The organism is Alteripontixanthobacter muriae (genome assembly GCF_013336795.1).
Classification (GTDB): domain Bacteria; phylum Pseudomonadota; class Alphaproteobacteria; order Sphingomonadales; family Sphingomonadaceae; genus Pseudopontixanthobacter; species Pseudopontixanthobacter muriae.
Genome location: NZ_JAAFZT010000020.1, coordinates 150557 through 166948, shown reverse-complemented (window position 1 = coordinate 166948; position 16392 = coordinate 150557). Strand labels below are relative to the sequence as shown.

14 protein-coding genes are annotated in these 16392 nt (G+C 64.3%); 9 read left to right on the top strand and 5 right to left on the bottom strand.

Annotation, left to right across the window (positions count from 1 at the left end; translation table 11 throughout):
- A partial coding sequence (tsaD, locus tag G7A66_RS07060) for a tRNA (adenosine(37)-N6)-threonylcarbamoyltransferase complex transferase subunit TsaD (protein WP_232366707.1) occupies window positions 1-880 on the bottom strand: 880 nt, incomplete at its 3' end.
- Between the two features lie 45 nt (window positions 881-925).
- On the opposite strand from tsaD, the gene hemC reads away from it, so the two are divergent.
- Genes hemC through G7A66_RS07045 form a run of 3 tightly spaced genes read left to right on the top strand, consistent with a single transcriptional unit; the run spans window position 926 to window position 3533 of the window.
- Window positions 926-1900 (top strand): hydroxymethylbilane synthase, encoded by a 975-nt coding sequence (hemC, locus tag G7A66_RS07055; RefSeq protein WP_174294972.1) that lies wholly within the window; start codon window positions 926-928, stop codon window positions 1898-1900.
- 3 nt (window positions 1901-1903) lie between these two features.
- A complete protein-coding gene (locus G7A66_RS07050; protein ID WP_174294971.1) occupies window positions 1904-2578 on the top strand; it encodes a uroporphyrinogen-III synthase in 675 nt (224 codons plus the stop codon).
- A 46-nt stretch (window positions 2579-2624) separates the two neighbouring features.
- Window positions 2625-3533: an MICOS complex subunit MIC60 gene (locus G7A66_RS07045; RefSeq protein ID WP_174294970.1), complete on the top strand. Its 909-nt coding sequence runs from the start codon at window positions 2625-2627 to the stop codon at window positions 3531-3533.
- 21 nt (window positions 3534-3554) lie between these two features.
- Here G7A66_RS07045 and G7A66_RS07040 read toward each other — a convergent pair whose 3' ends face one another.
- Window positions 3555-4769: an FAD-dependent monooxygenase gene (locus tag G7A66_RS07040; protein ID WP_174295016.1), complete on the bottom strand. Its 1215-nt coding sequence runs from the start codon at window positions 4767-4769 to the stop codon at window positions 3555-3557.
- Between the two features lie 74 nt (window positions 4770-4843).
- Here G7A66_RS07040 and G7A66_RS07035 point away from each other — a divergent pair, with 74 nt between their 5' ends.
- Window positions 4844-6901, top strand: coding sequence for a protein-disulfide reductase DsbD family protein (locus G7A66_RS07035; RefSeq protein ID WP_174294969.1), 2058 nt, complete (start codon window positions 4844-4846; stop codon window positions 6899-6901).
- Here G7A66_RS07035 and G7A66_RS07030 read toward each other — a convergent pair.
- The 3 genes from G7A66_RS07030 to uvrB are packed head-to-tail and all read right to left on the bottom strand — an operon-like array spanning window position 6876 to window position 11260.
- A complete protein-coding gene (locus tag G7A66_RS07030; RefSeq protein WP_174294968.1) occupies window positions 6876-7493 on the bottom strand; it encodes a hypothetical protein in 618 nt (205 codons plus the stop codon). The genes G7A66_RS07035 and G7A66_RS07030 overlap by 26 nt on opposite strands.
- A gap of 2 nt (window positions 7494-7495) precedes the next feature.
- The gene (locus tag G7A66_RS07025; protein WP_232366706.1) at window positions 7496-9022 is read right to left on the bottom strand and encodes a S10 family peptidase; all 1527 of its coding nucleotides are present in this window, start codon (window positions 9020-9022) and stop codon (window positions 7496-7498) included.
- A 60-nt stretch (window positions 9023-9082) separates the two neighbouring features.
- Window positions 9083-11260 carry an excinuclease ABC subunit UvrB gene (gene uvrB / locus G7A66_RS07020; protein WP_174294967.1) on the bottom strand — a complete coding sequence of 726 codons (2178 nt, stop codon included), beginning with the start codon at window positions 11258-11260 and terminating at the stop codon, window positions 9083-9085.
- A gap of 85 nt (window positions 11261-11345) precedes the next feature.
- On the opposite strand from uvrB, the gene G7A66_RS07015 reads away from it, so the two are divergent.
- From G7A66_RS07015 to G7A66_RS06995, 5 genes are all read left to right on the top strand, one after another.
- Window positions 11346-12146 (top strand): esterase/lipase family protein, encoded by an 801-nt coding sequence (locus G7A66_RS07015; RefSeq protein ID WP_332310509.1) that lies wholly within the window; start codon window positions 11346-11348, stop codon window positions 12144-12146.
- Between the two features lie 112 nt (window positions 12147-12258).
- The gene (locus G7A66_RS07010; RefSeq protein ID WP_174294966.1) at window positions 12259-13686 is read left to right on the top strand and encodes a circularly permuted type 2 ATP-grasp protein; all 1428 of its coding nucleotides are present in this window, start codon (window positions 12259-12261) and stop codon (window positions 13684-13686) included.
- Between the two features lie 58 nt (window positions 13687-13744).
- A complete protein-coding gene (locus G7A66_RS07005; protein ID WP_174294965.1) occupies window positions 13745-14689 on the top strand; it encodes an alpha-E domain-containing protein in 945 nt (314 codons plus the stop codon).
- On the top strand, window positions 14689-15507 hold the full coding sequence (locus G7A66_RS07000; RefSeq protein ID WP_174294964.1) for a transglutaminase family protein: 819 nt from the start codon (window positions 14689-14691) through the stop codon (window positions 15505-15507). Before G7A66_RS07005 ends, G7A66_RS07000 begins: the two co-directional genes overlap by 1 nt.
- Window positions 15508-15562: 55 nt before the next feature.
- The gene (locus G7A66_RS06995; RefSeq protein ID WP_174294963.1) at window positions 15563-16306 is read left to right on the top strand and encodes a proteasome-type protease; all 744 of its coding nucleotides are present in this window, start codon (window positions 15563-15565) and stop codon (window positions 16304-16306) included.
- Window positions 16307-16392 lie beyond the last annotated feature (86 nt).

Genomic DNA, 16392 nt, shown 5'->3' with positions numbered 1-16392 from the left:
AACGCATCCCGCGTGCGCTTGCCATCTCCTCCAGCGTGTTGCGGATCGACAAATTCGCCGCCACTCCGCCCGCCACCACAAGAGCGCGCGGCGCTTCGCCCGCGTCCTGCGTCATGATATCCAAAGCGATGCGCAGCCGATCGGCCACGCAGTCGAGCGCCGCCTGCTGGAAACTGGCGGCGATATCGGCTGCGTCATGTTTACCGCTGTCATGTGCGCGCATCACGGCACTTTTCAGCCCGGCGAAACTGAAATGCGGCTCTCCGCTGCCGACCAGCGGGCGCGGCAGTGGCACGGCGCGCGGGTCGCCCGAACGCGCGAGCTTTTCAACTGCGGGACCGCCGGGATAGCCAAGGCCGAGGATCTTCGCGGTCTTGTCGAAAGCCTCTCCCAAGGCATCGTCGATCGTCGTGGCGAAGCGGCGGTAACGGCCAACGCCATCCACCCGCAAGATCTGGCAGTGCCCGCCCGACACCAGCAGCAGGGCGTAAGGGAACTGAAGCTCCGCATCGGCAAGACGCGGGCTTAGGGCGTGCCCTTCGAGATGGTTGATAGCGATGAGCGGCACATCGCCTGCCATGGCCAGCGCCTTGGCCGTGACGAGGCCCACCATCACTCCGCCGATCAGGCCCGGACCTGCCGTTGCCGCGATGGCGTCGAGGTCGCTCAGCTTCAGGCCGGCATCGTCCAGCACAGCGCCGATCATCGGGGTCAGTCGCTCGGCATGGGCGCGCGCCGCGATCTCGGGCACCACGCCGCCATAGGGCGCGTGTTCCGCGTCCTGCGATGCGATACGCTGCGCCACGATGGTCCTCTCGCTCGTCACGAGCGCAGCCGCCGTTTCGTCGCAGCTGGATTCTATTCCAAGCACGATCCCCATGGCTCTTCCCCTGAACCAGTTGCATGGCTAGGGCAAGCATCCGCGATGACAGAGCCTCGATCCGATACCAGCGCGCTTCCCGCATCCGGCCCCGCCAGTGACGGCGTGGTCCTGCGGCTCGGCACGCGGCAGTCGCCCTTAGCCATGGCGCAGGCGGAAGAAGCCCGGTGCCGCCTGTGCGAAGCGCATGGCTGGCCCGAAGCGGCGGTCGAACTGGTGCCGGTGCGCGCCAGTGGTGACAAGATTCAGGACCGCCCCCTGGCAGAAATCGGCGGCAAGGCGCTTTGGACCAAGGAACTGGACGAATGGCTGGCGGAAGGTTGGATCGACGCGGCCGTTCATTCGATGAAGGATGTGGAGACGATACGTCCCCCCAGCCTCACCATCGCTGCCATCCTGCCCCGCGCCGACATTCGCGACGTGCTGATCGGCGCATCCTCCATTTCTTCAATCCCGCGCGGTGCGATTATCGGCACCAGCGCACCGCGCAGGGCTGCGCAATTGCTGCACCACCGGCCCGACTGCCGCGTGGTATCGTTACGCGGCAACGTGGCAACCCGGCTGGCCAAGCTGGCGGCAGGGGATGTCGATGCCACCTTCCTCGCTGCGGCGGGGCTGCAGCGCCTGGAGCAGGAGGGCACGGGAACGCCGCTGCCGGAACAGGATTGGCTGCCCGCGCCCGCGCAGGGAGCGATCGGGCTGGAATGCAACACCGCCGATCATGCAACCCGCGCCCTGCTGGATGCTGTGAACCATGCCCCAAGCTTCGCTTCGGTAATGGCGGAGCGGGCGTTGCTGCGCGCGCTTGGCGGCAATTGCTACAGCCCGATCGCGGCCCTGACTACTGCGGAAGGCGCGCATCTGCGGCTGCAGGCAGCGCTCTACAGCCCGGACGGGCTTGCCAGCGTGACCGGCGAATGCGTGCTGGAACCGCTGGACGACGGCCCGCCTGCCGCGCTCGCCCGCGACTTGCTGGCTCGGGCGAGCGAGCTGATCACGGCCCATTTCGACGGCTGCTGAGCGATGCGGATCATCTGCATCCGTCCTGAACCCGGCTTCGCGGCAACGCAGCGAAATGCAGCCGCCATGGGACTGCAGATCGGCGGCGAACCGCTGTTCCGGATCTTGCCCGTGCAATGGACAGTGCCGGACGGCGACTATGACGGTGTGCTTCTCGGCAGCGCGAATGCCGTTCGCCTTGGCGGTGCAGCGTTGCAGCAGCTTACCGGACAGGATGCCTATTGCGTCGGCGAGACAACGGGGTTGGAGGCTGCGAAGGCAGGGTTCAACATCGCCGCTATTGGCAGCGGCGGCCTGCAGACGGTGCTGGACTCCCTCTCAGGGCAGAACATGCGCCTGCTGCGGCTAAGCGGCGCCGATCACGTGCCTCTGGAGCCGCCGCCGGGCATCAAGGTGGTGGAGCGGGTTTGCTATGCGAGCCAGGCCATGCCGATGTCCGCCGATCTGGTGCGGCAGCTCGGCAGACCTGCAGTGATCCTGCTCCACTCGGCCGTGGCGGCGAGCCATTTCGCGCACCAATGCGAAGCGAATGCAATCGACCGGAGCGGCCTGCGTCTCGCCGCGCTCGGTCCGCGCATCGCTGCCGCTGCGGGAGGGGGCTGGGCGATGGTGGAGTGCTCCGCCAAGCCGCAGGACGCCGCCTTGCTGGCCTTGGCGAAGGACATGTGCCAAGGATGATTTCCAACCAATATGCCGCACGGCCGGCATCTGCGACAAGAGTGACATGGAACGCGATCTGAATTCTCGCCGCACAGGCAGTTCCATAAAGCTTATTCTGCTGGCGGCGCTCGCCGCCTTTCTGCTGGGGGGCGCTCTGGTCTATTACCTCGCCGCCGAGGGCAATCTCGCAATGCGGCAGGCACCGGCGGAAGCCGAGCCGCGCGGCGCGGTATCCGATGCGGAACCGGGCGGGCGGACGAGCGAACCCGTCGCAGCGCCCACGCCCGCGCCGACGCCTCTTGCCACGGATATGGCGGCTGTCGTGGCGCAGCAACAGGGCGGCATCGAACAGCGTCTGGACGCGGCGGAACAGCGCCTCACGCGCCTCGACATGCAGGCCCAGGCCGCTGCCGGGAATGCCGCGCGGGCGGAAGGCCTGCTGATCGCCTTTGCCACCCGCAGGGCGCTCGAACGCGGGGCGGAGCTTGGCTATCTCGCCGACCAGTTGCGCCTGCGCTTTGGCGATGCGCTGCCAAATGCCGTCAGCACCGTCATCTCCGCATCGCGCGATCCCGTCACGCTCGACCGGCTGATCGCCCGGCTTGAAGGACTGCGCCCGAATCTGCGGGCGAATACCAGCACGACGGGTCTAGCGCGTGTGCGGCAGGAATTGTCCGAACTATTCGTCATCCGCCGCGAAAGCGCACCTTCGCCGCAGCCGGAACGCAGGATGGAGCGGGCGCGTCTGTTCCTGGAAAGCGGGCGCGTGAGCGCAGCCGTGGCCGAGATCCGCAATCTGCCCGGCGCGGCAGAGGCGCAGGAATGGATCGAGGATGCAGAACGCTATGCCGCGACGCAGCGGGCGCTCGACCTTATCGAAACTGCTGCCGTGCTTGAACCGCGCCGCTTGCGGGATGCATCCGGTAATCCGGTTGGGCAATTGGGCGGCTTGATGACAGAGGCAGAAGAATAGGCGCGGCATCCGCGCGCCGTCTCACTCCTTCAACATCTCCGGCAGGTCGCCGGTCACGCCGCGCGCCTCGTCCATGAAGAAATCCTTGAGAGCCGGCGTGCGCTCGACCGCGGCCATGCCGAACCTTCGCGCGGCCGAGGCGAAATTGCCGGGAATGCCGAACAGGCGCGTCAGCCCATCCGTCGCCAGTGCAACGGTAAAAGCGTCGAGGCCGCGCCATTTTTCGTAGCGGGACAGCAATTGCGCGTCGCCCGGCTCCAGCCCCAGCAATGCGCCATCGGACAGCACCTGCACCAGCGCACCGACATCGCGCAGCCCGAGGTTGAGGCCCTGCCCCGCAATGGGGTGAATGCCATGCGCGGCGTCGCCGACCAGCGCCAGCCGGTCCGCCGTGACCCGCGCCGTGTGATGGAAGCCTAGCGGATAGGATGCACGCGGCCCTGCTGCGATCACTTCACCGAACAGCGTACCCATGCGCTGGTGAAGTTCGGCCAGGAACGCGCGATCCGACAGCTTCAGTACACCGCTGGCGTCGCTCTCATCGACCGTCCAGACCAGCGCGCTGCGGTGCGCGCCATCGGCAGTGTCCAGCATCGGCAACAGCGCGAACGGCCCGGCGGGGTAGAAGATTTCCCAGGCGACATTGCGGTGCGGCAATTCATGGGTGAGGCCCGCAATAATGGCGCGGTGGCGGTAATCCCACTTGGCGACGACCAGCCCCGCATCCTCGCGTGTCGGCGAAGCGCGGCCTTCCGCGCCGATCATCAGGCTGCCGTGCAGCACGGTGCCGTTGGCCAGCGTAACAGAGACACCGAAGTCGTCGCGGTGGCGCTCCGCAATTTCTGACATGGCGTGCCAGTGGATCAGCGGTTCGTCTTTCGCCGCGTCGAAAAGCGCCTGCCTGAGGTCGCGGTTTGCGAACATGCGGCCGAGGGTGCCGTCTTCAGGTCCGGGCCGGAAATCGATCGCTCCGGGCTTCAGCTGGTCGCTGACTGCGATGCTCGCGATGGGGCAGCCGAGCGGCTCCAGCCTGTCTGCCAGCCCGATGTTGCCGAACAGGTTCCAGCTGGCGGTGGAGATCGCAGACGCCCGCCCGTCGAACCCTTCCGCCAGCAGATCGGCAGGATCGGCGCGATCGACCACATGGGAGGACAGCCCCTTGCGCGCAGCGGCGAGCGCCAGCGTCATGCCGACAAGGCCGCCACCCAAAATCAACAGGTTCTGGCGTGCGTCCATCATGCGATCAGTCCGTTTTATTGCGGGTTCAGCTTCACCGTCCTAGAGGGCGGGGTGTGTTCGACGCAAGGATAATGCCGCGCCTTGATGCGCTTCAGATGCAGGCTGGTTTGCTGCTGGCGCTGCTCGCCTGCGCGCTGATGTCCTTTCCCGCCACGGCGCAGATTGCCGGCAAGCAGCCGCAGGGCAACAACATCGCAGCCCGCCTGGTTGCCGACGGACCTGCCCGCGCGGGCGAGCAGGTGACGCTGGCCATCGCCTTCGATCCGAAACCCGGATGGCACGGATACTGGAAGAACCCCGGCGATGCGGGTTATGGACTGACGCTAGACTGGCAATTGCCTGCAGGGTGGGAAGCGGGCGAAGTGCTGTATCCCGTGCCAGAAACCCTGCTGATCGCCGGGTTGATGAACCATGTCTATGAAGGTCCCCATGCGGTGCTGGTGCCGGTGGAAGTGCCGGCGACCTACGACGCGGACGGTCCCCCGCAGATTGCTGTCGACGCCCGCTGGCTCGCCTGTACCGACAAGATCTGCGTGCCGGAGAGTGCACGGCTGACGCTGTCGCTACCCATGGCGGCTAATGGCGGCGATGCGCGTTTCGACCGCTGGCGCGCAGAGCTGCCCCCGCTGATCGACCGCACGGCACGGTTCGAAACGGCAGGCGATACTCTGCGTATCGCCATACCTCTTCCGGCGAGCCTCGGTGTGGCTGACCCGCATCTCTACATCGAACAGACCGGATTGGTGGACTATGCGGCGACGCAGCAATTCGCCCGAGCCGGAGACTGGCTGGTCGGTGAAATCGCGCTTTCCGCTTCGCCGGAGGCGCCGCAGCGGATCGAGGGCATTCTCGCGCTGGGAGAAGGCGAGGGCATCCGCTTTTCCGCGGTGCCGGGTCCGGTCCCCGAGGGCGGGCAGGTCCTGGCGGCAAGCGGGGAGGCACCGGCCTACTGGCTGCTGATCCTCGGCGCACTTGCCGGCGGATTGCTGCTGAATGTCATGCCTTGTGTCTTCCCCATTCTCAGCCTGAAGGCGCTCAGCCTGGCGCGCGCCGGACGCAGCAAGGCGGAAGCGCGCATGGAAGGGCTGAGCTACAGCGCGGGCGTCGTACTGGCGTGTCTGGGCCTCGGCGGATTGCTGCTTGCCTTGCGGGCTGCGGGGCAGCAGGTCGGCTGGGCATTCCAGTTGCAGCAGCCGGGGGTCGTGGTGGCCCTGCTGGTGCTGGCGGGGGCGATTACCGCCAATCTGGCCGGGCTCTATGCGCTGCCTTCGTTCCGCCTCAGCCGCAGCGGCCGCCCGCTGAGTTCCTTTGCAACCGGCCTGCTCGCCGCCTTTGTCGCCACGCCTTGCACCGGTCCCTTCATGGCGGCGGCTTTAGGGGCTGCGCTCTTGTTACCGCCGATCGCTGCCCTCTTGTTGTTCGGAGCGCTGGGGCTGGGGCTCGCGCTGCCGTTCCTGTTGATCGGTTTCATCCCCGCGCTTCGCAACCGGCTGCCGAAGCCCGGCCCCTGGATGGAACGGTTCCGCCGGATGATGGCGATCCCGATGGGCCTGACCGCGCTGGCGCTGGTGTGGCTATGCTGGCGACTGGGCGGGCCATGGTTTGCACTGGCGGCGGTGCTACTCACTGCGGCCGCTGTTGCTCTGCTGGCCCTCTGGAGCGCCGGATACAGGCCTGCGCGAAATCGCGGCGGTTACGGGATCGCTCTCGCGACCCTGACCGCTGTTGCCGCCGTAGGGACGATGACCGCGCTGTATTCTCCCTCCATACGTGAGGCAGGCGGCATGCTGAACGCGCAGCCGTTAAGCGAAACGCGGCTGGCGGAGGCGAGGGCAAGTGGAGCGCCCGTCTTCGTCTGGTTCACAGCCGACTGGTGCGTGACCTGCAAGGTGAACGAGCAGGTCGCCATCGAGCGAGCGGAAACGCAGGCTGCCTTCGCGGATGCAGGTGTCGTGAGCCTGGTTGGCGACTGGACGCGCGGCGACCCGGAAATCGGCGGCTTCCTGGAACAGCAGGGCGCGGCCGGTGTGCCGCTTTACATCTGGTATGAGCCCGGCGCAGCGGCTGAACAATTGCCGCAGGTGCTTGGGCCGCAGAGCCTCGTCAGCCTGGCGGAGCGTCCGCGCTAGGGTCTTCCGCTGGCTGATCGGGATCGGCCGCATATACTTCCATTTCGAGATCGCCGGACGGTTCTTCTCTCTGCGGCACGCCTTCACGGCACAGCTCGATCAATTCGCCCGGCATCGGGCTGGCGTTCAGCCCCACGAGTCCGGCTCCCGGCAATGTCGCGCTGACCTTGCGCGGCCCGGTCAGTGCGCCCAGCGCGTAGGTCTGCGCAGCTATGTCGCCCTCCCACAACCATGCGCGCCCATTATGGACGGCGTCCATCGGCACACGGGCGATGTGACCGTTGCCGACAAACGCCATCAGCGCCTTCGCTTCTGGATCGGCGCGGCTGAAGCGGGTGACGTGCAGCGTCGGCTCATCATCCGGAAAGCGGCAGGCGAGCGCCAGCATCGGCACCTCACCCGGAATGCCGTAGAGGATCCGCATGGGGTCGCTTGCCTGTGCCCAGACCGCGCCTTCCACATTGGGCGACGGCAGCGAGGGCGATGCCATGCGGCTCTGCTCCTTCAGTTCCACCCGCTCGACATAATTGTCGGCAGCAGGCGGTTTGCAGGCGGAAAGTAGCAGCAGGCCGAGGGATAGCGCCAGACGCATGATCAGCGGGCGCGAATGAAGCGGCGGATATCGTCTGACAATTTGGCGCGGTCTTCCTCGCGAATATACATCATGTGCCCGCTGTCGTAATATTGCCATTCGATCCGATCCTGCGGGAAGCCCGGTCGGGAGAGGGCATATTCCGCCGCGAAGAACGGGGTGGCGAAATCGTACCACCCTTGCGCCGCCAGCACGCGCAGATCGGAATTCTCGCGCATCGCCCGGCCGATATAAGGCGCAACGTTCAGATAGGCATTCACATCGCGCCCGCCGGCGATTTCCCATTCCCAAGGCCCGACATTGCCGATGGTCACATAGGTGCGGTCGGTGTCGTAGCCGACGTCTTCTCGCAGGAACTGGTTGATTGCGGCGGCATAGCCAGCATCGATGCCGTAGAAGCTGGGATCGTTATCCGGCCCTTCGCCCGCATTGTCGTAATCCTGCCCCGTGTAGCGGCTGTCGAGACGCCCGATGGTTAGCCCGCGATCCCGCAGCAGTTCCTTGTAGAAGCGGCCCGGCCAGACGCGCAGATTCGCACTGTCGAGATAGGTTTCGGACAGCCCGGTGAATCGAGCCAGCTGGCGGCGGATCGCCGCATGTTCGGCAGGCGTCGCCGCCTGTCCTTTCAGCAGGAAAGAGGCGTAGGGACCGAGGGCAAACTCGCGCGCCTCTGCAACGAAGGATTCCACCGAGGCGCCTTGCGCCTTGCCGTGATACAGCGCGGTGGCCGCCATGGTCGGCAGGTTGGTGACATAGCTCAGTTCATTGCCCTCGCGGTCGGCACCGGCGGCGTAGTCGAGGACGGTGGAGATCAGGATGATGCCGTTCAGCGCGACATCGTTGTAGCCGCCTTCCAGTTCACTCGCGACCGCCGCGCTGCGGGTGGTGCCGTAGCTTTCCCCGCCAAGGAACTTGGGGCTGTTCCAGCGGCCATTCTCGCTGATCCACATGCGGATCACCTCGGCAACGGATTGCGCATCCTTGGTGATGCCCCAGTACTCTTCGCCCGTGGTGTCGCCGATGGTGTGGCTGAAGCCGGTGCCGACAGGGTCGATGAAGACGAGGTCTGTCACATCCAGCAACGAATCCGGATTATCGAGAATAGGGTAGGGCGGTGCACCGTCATCGGTTGCGTCGCCGGGAATGTCGACGCGCTTCGGGCCAAAGGCGCCCATCTGCAGCCAGACGCTGCCCGAACCCGGCCCGCCATTGAACAGGAAGGTGACCGGGCGCGAGGCGTCACGCGGATTGGCGACATAGGACGTGGTGACGATCGCCGCCTCGGGCGTGCCATCCTCGCCCTTCAGCACATTTTCCTTCACCGTCGCGGTATAGGCTACGCGCTCGCCGCCGAAGGTGCCCACCATCTCCTTTGCCGCGACATTGGCCACGTAAGGAACGGCAGGGGCGGGGCTTCCGGTGTCGGCAGCGGCATCTTGCGCCAGAGCCGGACCGCCCGGCGCCATCAATGCGCAGGATGCGGCAAGGAAGGACAGACGGGCGAATTTCTTGGTGCGCAGCAATGTCATGCAGGCCCTATGCCAGCGAGCGAGTGCAGGTTGAACCCCTGCCAGATCCTTTTGCCCGGTTCACCCCTTCCACTTGCGTTTCGAGTTACCGTAGCGGGTCTTGCGCGTGCCGGGCTTGCCTTCATTGCTGCGGCCAACGCGAGGCGCCTTCTGCTCATCGTGCGGCAGGCCGAGCTCGTCCGCTTCCAGCTTGCGGATCTCGTCGCGCAACCGGCCCGCTTCCTCGAACTCGAGGTCCGAAGCGGCCTTGCGCATCCGCTTTTCCAGATCCTCGATATGGCTGCGCAGATTGTGGCCGACCAGATTGCTGGTGTCGTCCTTGTCGGGCGTGCTGTCGGATGCTGCGGAATAGGCGACGATATCGGCAATGTCGCGGCGGATGGTGCGCGGCGTGATGCCATGTTCCTCGTTGAAGGCGCGCTGCTTTTCGCGGCGGCGTTCGGTTTCCGCCATCGCCCGTTCCATGCTGCCGGTGATCCGGTCGGCATAGAGGATGACGCGCCCGTCGACATTCCGGGCGGCTCGGCCGATTGTCTGGATCAGGCTGGTTTCGCTGCGCAGGAAGCCTTCCTTGTCGGCATCCAGAATGCAGACAAGCCCGCATTCGGGGATGTCCAACCCTTCGCGCAGCAGGTTGATGCCGACCAGCACGTCGTAAACGCCGAGCCGCAGATCGCGGATCAGTTCGATGCGCTCCAGCGTCTCGACATCGGAATGCATGTAGCGGACCTTCAGGCCCGCCTCGTGCATGAACTCAGTCAAATCTTCCGACATGCGCTTGGTGAGGGTCGTGACCAGCGTGCGATAACCCGCCTGAGCGGTCTTGCGGCATTCCTCGATGCAATCCTGCACCTGGTCCTCCACCGGGCGGATATCGACCGGCGGATCGATCAAGCCGGTCGGGCGGATGACCTGTTCGGCAAAGACGCCTCCGGTCTGCTCCATTTCCCAGCCGCCGGGCGTCGCGGAGACAGCGAAGGTCTGCGGGCGCATCGCGTCCCATTCGTTGAAGCGCAGGGGCCGGTTGTCGATGCAGCTCGGCAGGCGGAAGCCATATTCGGCCAGCGTCAGCTTCCGCCGGTGGTCGCCCTTTGACATCGCGCCGATCTGCGGCACCGTCTGGTGGCTTTCATCGACGAACAGTAGTGCGTTCTCGGGAATATATTCGAACAGGGTTGGCGGCGGTTCGCCGGGCAGGCGGCCCGTCAGGAAGCGGGAATAGTTCTCGATTCCCGCGCAGCTGCCTGTGGCGGCGATCATCTCGAGGTCGAAATTGACGCGCTGTTCCAGCCGCTGCGCTTCCAGCAGCAGCCCTTCGGCATGCAGTTCCTTCAGCCGTTCTTCCAGCTCGAAGCGGATGGCGGCAGTTGCCTGCTTCATCGTGGGGCCGGGGGTGACGTAATGCGAGTTCGCATAGACCCGCACCGCACTGAGATCCGCACCCGTCTTGCCCGTCAGCGGATCGAATTCGCTGATCGACTCGATGTCGTCGCCGAAGAAGCTGACACGCCAGGCGACATCCTCGTAATGGCTCGGGAAAATCTCCAGATTGTCGCCGCGCACGCGAAAATTGCCGCGGGCGAAAGCGACGTCGTTGCGCTTGTACTGCAAGGCCACCAGCTTGCGGATCAACTCGCGCTGGTCGACGCTCTCGCCCTTCTTGATGTCGAAGATCATGGCCGAATAGGTTTCGACCGAACCGATACCGTAGAGGCAGGAGACGCTGGCCACGATAATCACATCGTCGCGTTCGAGCAGCGACCTTGTGGCGGAATGCCGCATCCGGTCGATGGCCTCGTTCGTGCTCGATTCCTTCTCGATATAGGTATCGCTGCGCGGCACATAGGCTTCGGGCTGATAATAATCATAATAGCTGACGAAATATTCGACAGCGTTGTTCGGAAAGAAGCTCTTGAATTCGCCATAAAGCTGCGCGGCCAGGATCTTGTTGGGCGCAAGGATCAGCGCCGGGCGCTGCAATTCCTCGATCACGCGCGCCATGGTGAAGGTCTTGCCGCTGCCGGTCACACCCAGCAGGACCTGGGTCTGGTCGCCGTTCCTCGCCGCCTCCACCAACTCGCCGATGGCGCGCGGCTGGTCGCCTGCCGCCTGGTAATCGGAGACGAGTTCGAAGCGTTTGCCCGGCATGGTCTTTGCCGGGCGGTCGGGGCGGTGGGGGATGAAGTCGTGGCTAGTGTCTGGTTCTTCCAGTCCGCGACGGATTACGAGTTCGGCCATGGGCGCGAATATGGGGTTCGACGCTCAAGCTGGCAACCGGTGTCAAGTCGCTTGTCAATCAGAAGCGGCTGGGTGATAGAGCCATGTGGATGTGACCGATCCCTCTCAAACCGACGAGCGGCAGACCTCCGACGAAAGCGGAGCAGGGCCGAAGGAACGTTACATCTCGGTTGCTCATCGCATCAGGCTCGCCCGCGAAGTTGTGGAGGACGACGCGCCCAGCCCTCCCTTGAGCAAGATGCTCCGCGAACTCGGCCATTTTCTCGAACCGGCGCGGCGCCTGATCCGCAATGTCGAGGTCCGCCGCGCCACGCATCCGCGCATGGTGATGCTGCTTCCCGGCTTCGGCGCTCACCCATTGCGCATGCGCTACATGGCCCAGCATCTTGAGCGGGCAGGCCACACGGTAAAACGATGGGGGCAGGGCTTCAACATGGGCTTCGCACCCGAACGCTTCGAGAAGCTGGAAGAGCGCCTCGTCGATCTGCACGAGCGCGGGCAGGGGAAGGTGTTCCTCGTCGGATGGAGCCTCGGCGGCATTTTCGCCCGCGAGCTGGCGAAGCGCCACCCCGACAAGGTCGCCAAGGTCATCACGATGGGCAGCCCTTTTTCGGGAAGTCCGCGCGCGAACAATGCCTGGCGAGCCTATCAGATGGTCACAGGCCACCGCGTCGACAGCCCGCCCATCGATACCGTGCCTGCGGAGAAGCCGCCTGTGCCGACCGTCGCCCTGTTCAGCCCGAACGACGGGATCGTCGCCGTGGAGAGCGCTGCAGGCCTCGACGGTGAGCGCGACCGGGCGGTGGCTTTGACCTGCACCCACATGGGATTTACCTATTCCGGCGAGGCCATCCGGACGGTGCTGCGGGAACTTGAGACGCTCTGAAACCTTCTATTCCTGAAGCGCACGTCGAACGGCGGCGCACTTTCCAGCCCGGTGAATGCGTCAGGCCAACAGGTCGCCGCCGTGCAGTAACAGGGATACCGAGCGGAGATTCATGAGCGAACCAGCAGCGAATTTCGACGAGATGCGGACGGCACAGGGCGCTGTCCGCCCGGCTTACGAAGGCTATTGCAACTGGTTCGACGAACAGGAGACCCGGCTCCTGCACCGCAAGAATTCGGAAGCGGAAAAGAACTTCCGCCGTACTGGCATTACCTTCAACGTCTATGGCGAGGACGAGGCCGAGGAACGGCTGATCCCCTTCGACATGGTGCCGCGCATCATCGATGGCGGCGAATGGCGCCGGGTTACCCGCGGTATCGAACAGCGGGTCAAGGCGCTGAACGCCTTCATGCACGATCTCTACCACCGGCAGGAGATCATCCGGGCAGGCCGCGTGCCCGAACGGCTCTTCCGGGGCAACGAAGCGTGGCTGCCGAACATGGTCGGCTTCACGCCGCCCGGCGGCATCTACACGCATATCGTCGGCATCGATCTGGTACGAACCGGCCCGGACGAATTCTTCGTGCTGGAAGACAATGCCCGCACACCTTCCGGCGTGTCCTACATGCTGGAGAACCGCGAAACCATGATGGCGATGTTCCCCGAATTGTTCACCCGTGTGCCGGTCGAAACCGTCTCGGACTATCCCCGCCGCCTGGCCAAAAGCCTCGCCGCCTGCGCGCCGCCGGGCACCAGGGGAAAGCCGGTCGTCGCGGTGCTGACACCCGGCATCTACAACAGCGCCTATTTCGAACACGCCTTCCTCGCCGACCAGATGGGCGCTGAACTGGTCGAGGGAACGGACCTGCGCGTCGTGGACGGCAAGGTGAAGATGCGCACGACCAGCGGCTATCGCACGGTCGATGTGATCTACCGCCGGGTAGATGACGAATTCCTCGACCCGCTGACCTTCAATTCCAGCAGCGTACTCGGCGTACCGGGCATCATGGATGTCTACCGCGCAGGGAATGTGACAATCGCCAACGCACCCGGGACCGGGGTCTGCGACGACAAGGCGATCTATTCCTTCATGCCGGAAATCGTCGAATTCTACACTGGTGAAAAGCCCTTGCTGCCGAACGTGCAGACATGGCGCTGCAGCGAGAAGGACAGCCTCGCCTATGTGCTCGACAATCTGTCCGAACTGGTGGTGAAGGAAGTGCATGGTTCGGGCGGCTACGGGATGCTGATCGGCCCGACCTCCACCCGCAAGGAAGTGGCGGATTTCCGGAAGAAGATCGAGGCAAAGCCGGAGAATTACATTGCCCAGCCGACGCTGGCGCTTTCGACCTGCCCGGTCTTCACCAAGTCCGGCCTCGCGCCCCGCCATGTCGATCTGCGGCCCTTCGTCCTGGTTTCGCCAGACAAGATCGACATCACGCCAGGGGGATTGACCCGCGTGGCGATGAAAAAGGGGTCGCTGGTGGTCAATTCCAGCCAGGGCGGCGGCACCAAGGATACCTGGGTGCTGAAGGAATGATCGTGCTGCAAGACATGCATTCGTCCTATGGCGCCGCAAAGCAGGAGGGTCTCTCCTGATGCTTGGACGCACAGCCAATGGCCTGTTCTGGATGTTCCGCTACCTCGAACGGGTAGAGAATACAGCGCGCCTGCTCGATGCCGGCCTGCGCATGGCGCTGACCCGCGATTCGGTGACGGCAGAGGAGGAATGGCGCTCCGTCATCTCCACTGCCGGGCAGAAGAGCGGTTATGAAGCGAAGCACGGCACCTATACCGGTGTGCAGGCCTGGAACTTCATCCTGCGCGACCGCGACAATCCCGCCAGCGTGACCGAGATGTTCGACCGCATCCGCACCAACGCGCGCCTTGCCCGCAACGCCATCAGCGGCGAGGTATGGGAGGCGATCAACGAAAGCTGGATGGACATCCGCGACCTGCTGTCGCGCCCCGTCGGGCAGAACCATGTGGGCGAGGCCATCGCGATGGTCCGCCGGGCCGGAACGCTGGCGCATGGCGCGATGACCGGGTCGATGCTGCGCGATGAAAGCTTCCATTTCGCCCGTGCCGGAACTTTCATCGAACGTTTCGACAGCACCTCGCGCATTCTGGACATCAAATATTACCTGTTGCTGCCCTCGCTGTCCTACGTTGGCTCCAGCCTCGACACGGGACAATGGGATACCGTTCTGCGATCGGTTTCCGGCGACCGGGCCTATCGCTGGATCAATGCTGGCAATATCGATGCGCGTGGCATCGTCGAATTCCTGGTGCTCGATGACCGATTCCCCCGCAGCCTCGCTTTCTGCCAGTCCGCGTTGCGCCAGAATCTCGCCGCTCTTGCCCGTATTCATGGACGCGAAGGGCGTAGCAACGAATTGATGCGGCAGGCCGACACGCAATTGTCATCGCTCACCATCGAGGAGATTTTCGACATGGGCCTTCACCAGTTCCTGCTCGAATTCATGGCGAGCAATGCAGGCATCGCCGCCGCGATTGCCGAAGACTACAGGTTCCTCCGCTGATGCGCCTGTCGATCCGCCATACCACCCGCTACGTCTTCACGGAGCCGGTTGTCCACGCGCTGCAGCGCCTGCGGCTGACCCCGAAAGAAACGCAGGGGCAGAAGATATTGTCATGGGACATGCGCTATCAGAATGCCCACCCCGAGCTGGAATATGACGATCAGCATTTCAACCACGTGACGCTGGTCGCTGTGGAGGAAGGCGCGCGCGAGGTCGTCATCGAATGCGAAGGCCGGGTCGACACCCATGACAATGCGGGCGTGATCGGGCGGCATTCCGGTCACCTGCCCTTGTGGAGCTTCCTGGCGCAGACGCCGCTGACCCGGCCCGGCGCGCGTGTTACCGACATGATCCGCGATCTGCGCCGCGACGATGATGAGAAGCTCGACTTCCTGCACGCCCTGTCCGAACGCATCCGCGAACGCGTGACCTACACCACCGGGCAGACCGGCGTCGAAACCACGGCGGAAGAAGCGGTTCAACTCGGCCACGGCGTCTGCCAGGATCACGCCCAGATTTTCATCGGCGCGGCACGGATGCACGACATTCCGGCCCGCTACGTCAGCGGCTATCTGATGATGAACGACCGTATCGACCAGGAAGCGACCCATGCCTGGGCAGAGGCGCATGTCGAAGGGCTTGGCTGGGTGGGCTTCGATATTTCCAACGGAATCAGCCCCGATCCCCGCTATGTGCGTGTGGCGACGGGGCGCGATTACCGCGATGCGGCACCAATCACGGGCATCACCTTCGGCACGAACACGCAGGAACTGCATGTCGATGTCGCTGTCGAACAGCAGCAGAACGAACAACAATAGGCCGTCGGTCTAATCGCGCCGGCAGACGACTGATCGCGCGGCCAGAAGGATTTGTATGACATATTGCGTGGGCATGGTGCTCGATAAAGGTCTTGTTCTGATGAGCGACACGAGGACCAATTCGGGCGTCGACAATATTTCCGTATTCCGCAAGATGTTCCACTGGTCGGTGCCGGGCGAACGGGTGCTGGCCGTGATGACGGCGGGCAATCTGGCCACGACACAGGCCGTGATCAGCCAGCTGGAGGAACGCACCAAGACCCCTGAGGAGCGCAAAAATTCGCTGCTCGATGCGCCCACCATGTTCAACGTCGCGACGGAGATCGGGCATCTGCTGCGCGAAACCATCGAGGATCGGCAGGAGGCGAACGGCGCACGGGGCAAGGGGCGTTTCACCGCCTCGATCATCCTGGCCGGGCAGATCGCAGGCATGGAACCGCGCCTGTTCATGATTTATCCCGAAGGTAATTTCATCGAGGCCAGCTTCGACACGCCCTTCTTCCAGATCGGCGAGACGAAATACGGGCGACCAATCATCCTGCGCGCGTATGAGCGCGACATGAGCTTCGAGGATGCGGTCAAACTGCTGATGGTGTCCTTCGATTCGACGCTGAAGGCGAATCTGTCGGTCGGGCTGCCGCTCGACCTGATGGTGATCGGGCGCGACCGGTTCGAACCGGCGCATGAACGGCGTATTTCCGCCGACGATCCGTATTTCGACGCGATCTCCTCAGGCTGGGGGGAGGCACTTCGCACAGCCTTCCACTCTTTGCCGGATTACAGCCTTTACACCAAGTAATCAGCCGTAAGGATCTGTGCCTAGGTGCCGATACGCGAATCTGCGGAGCCATTGGATCGAAAATGGACGAAACCGCAAAGGCGGTC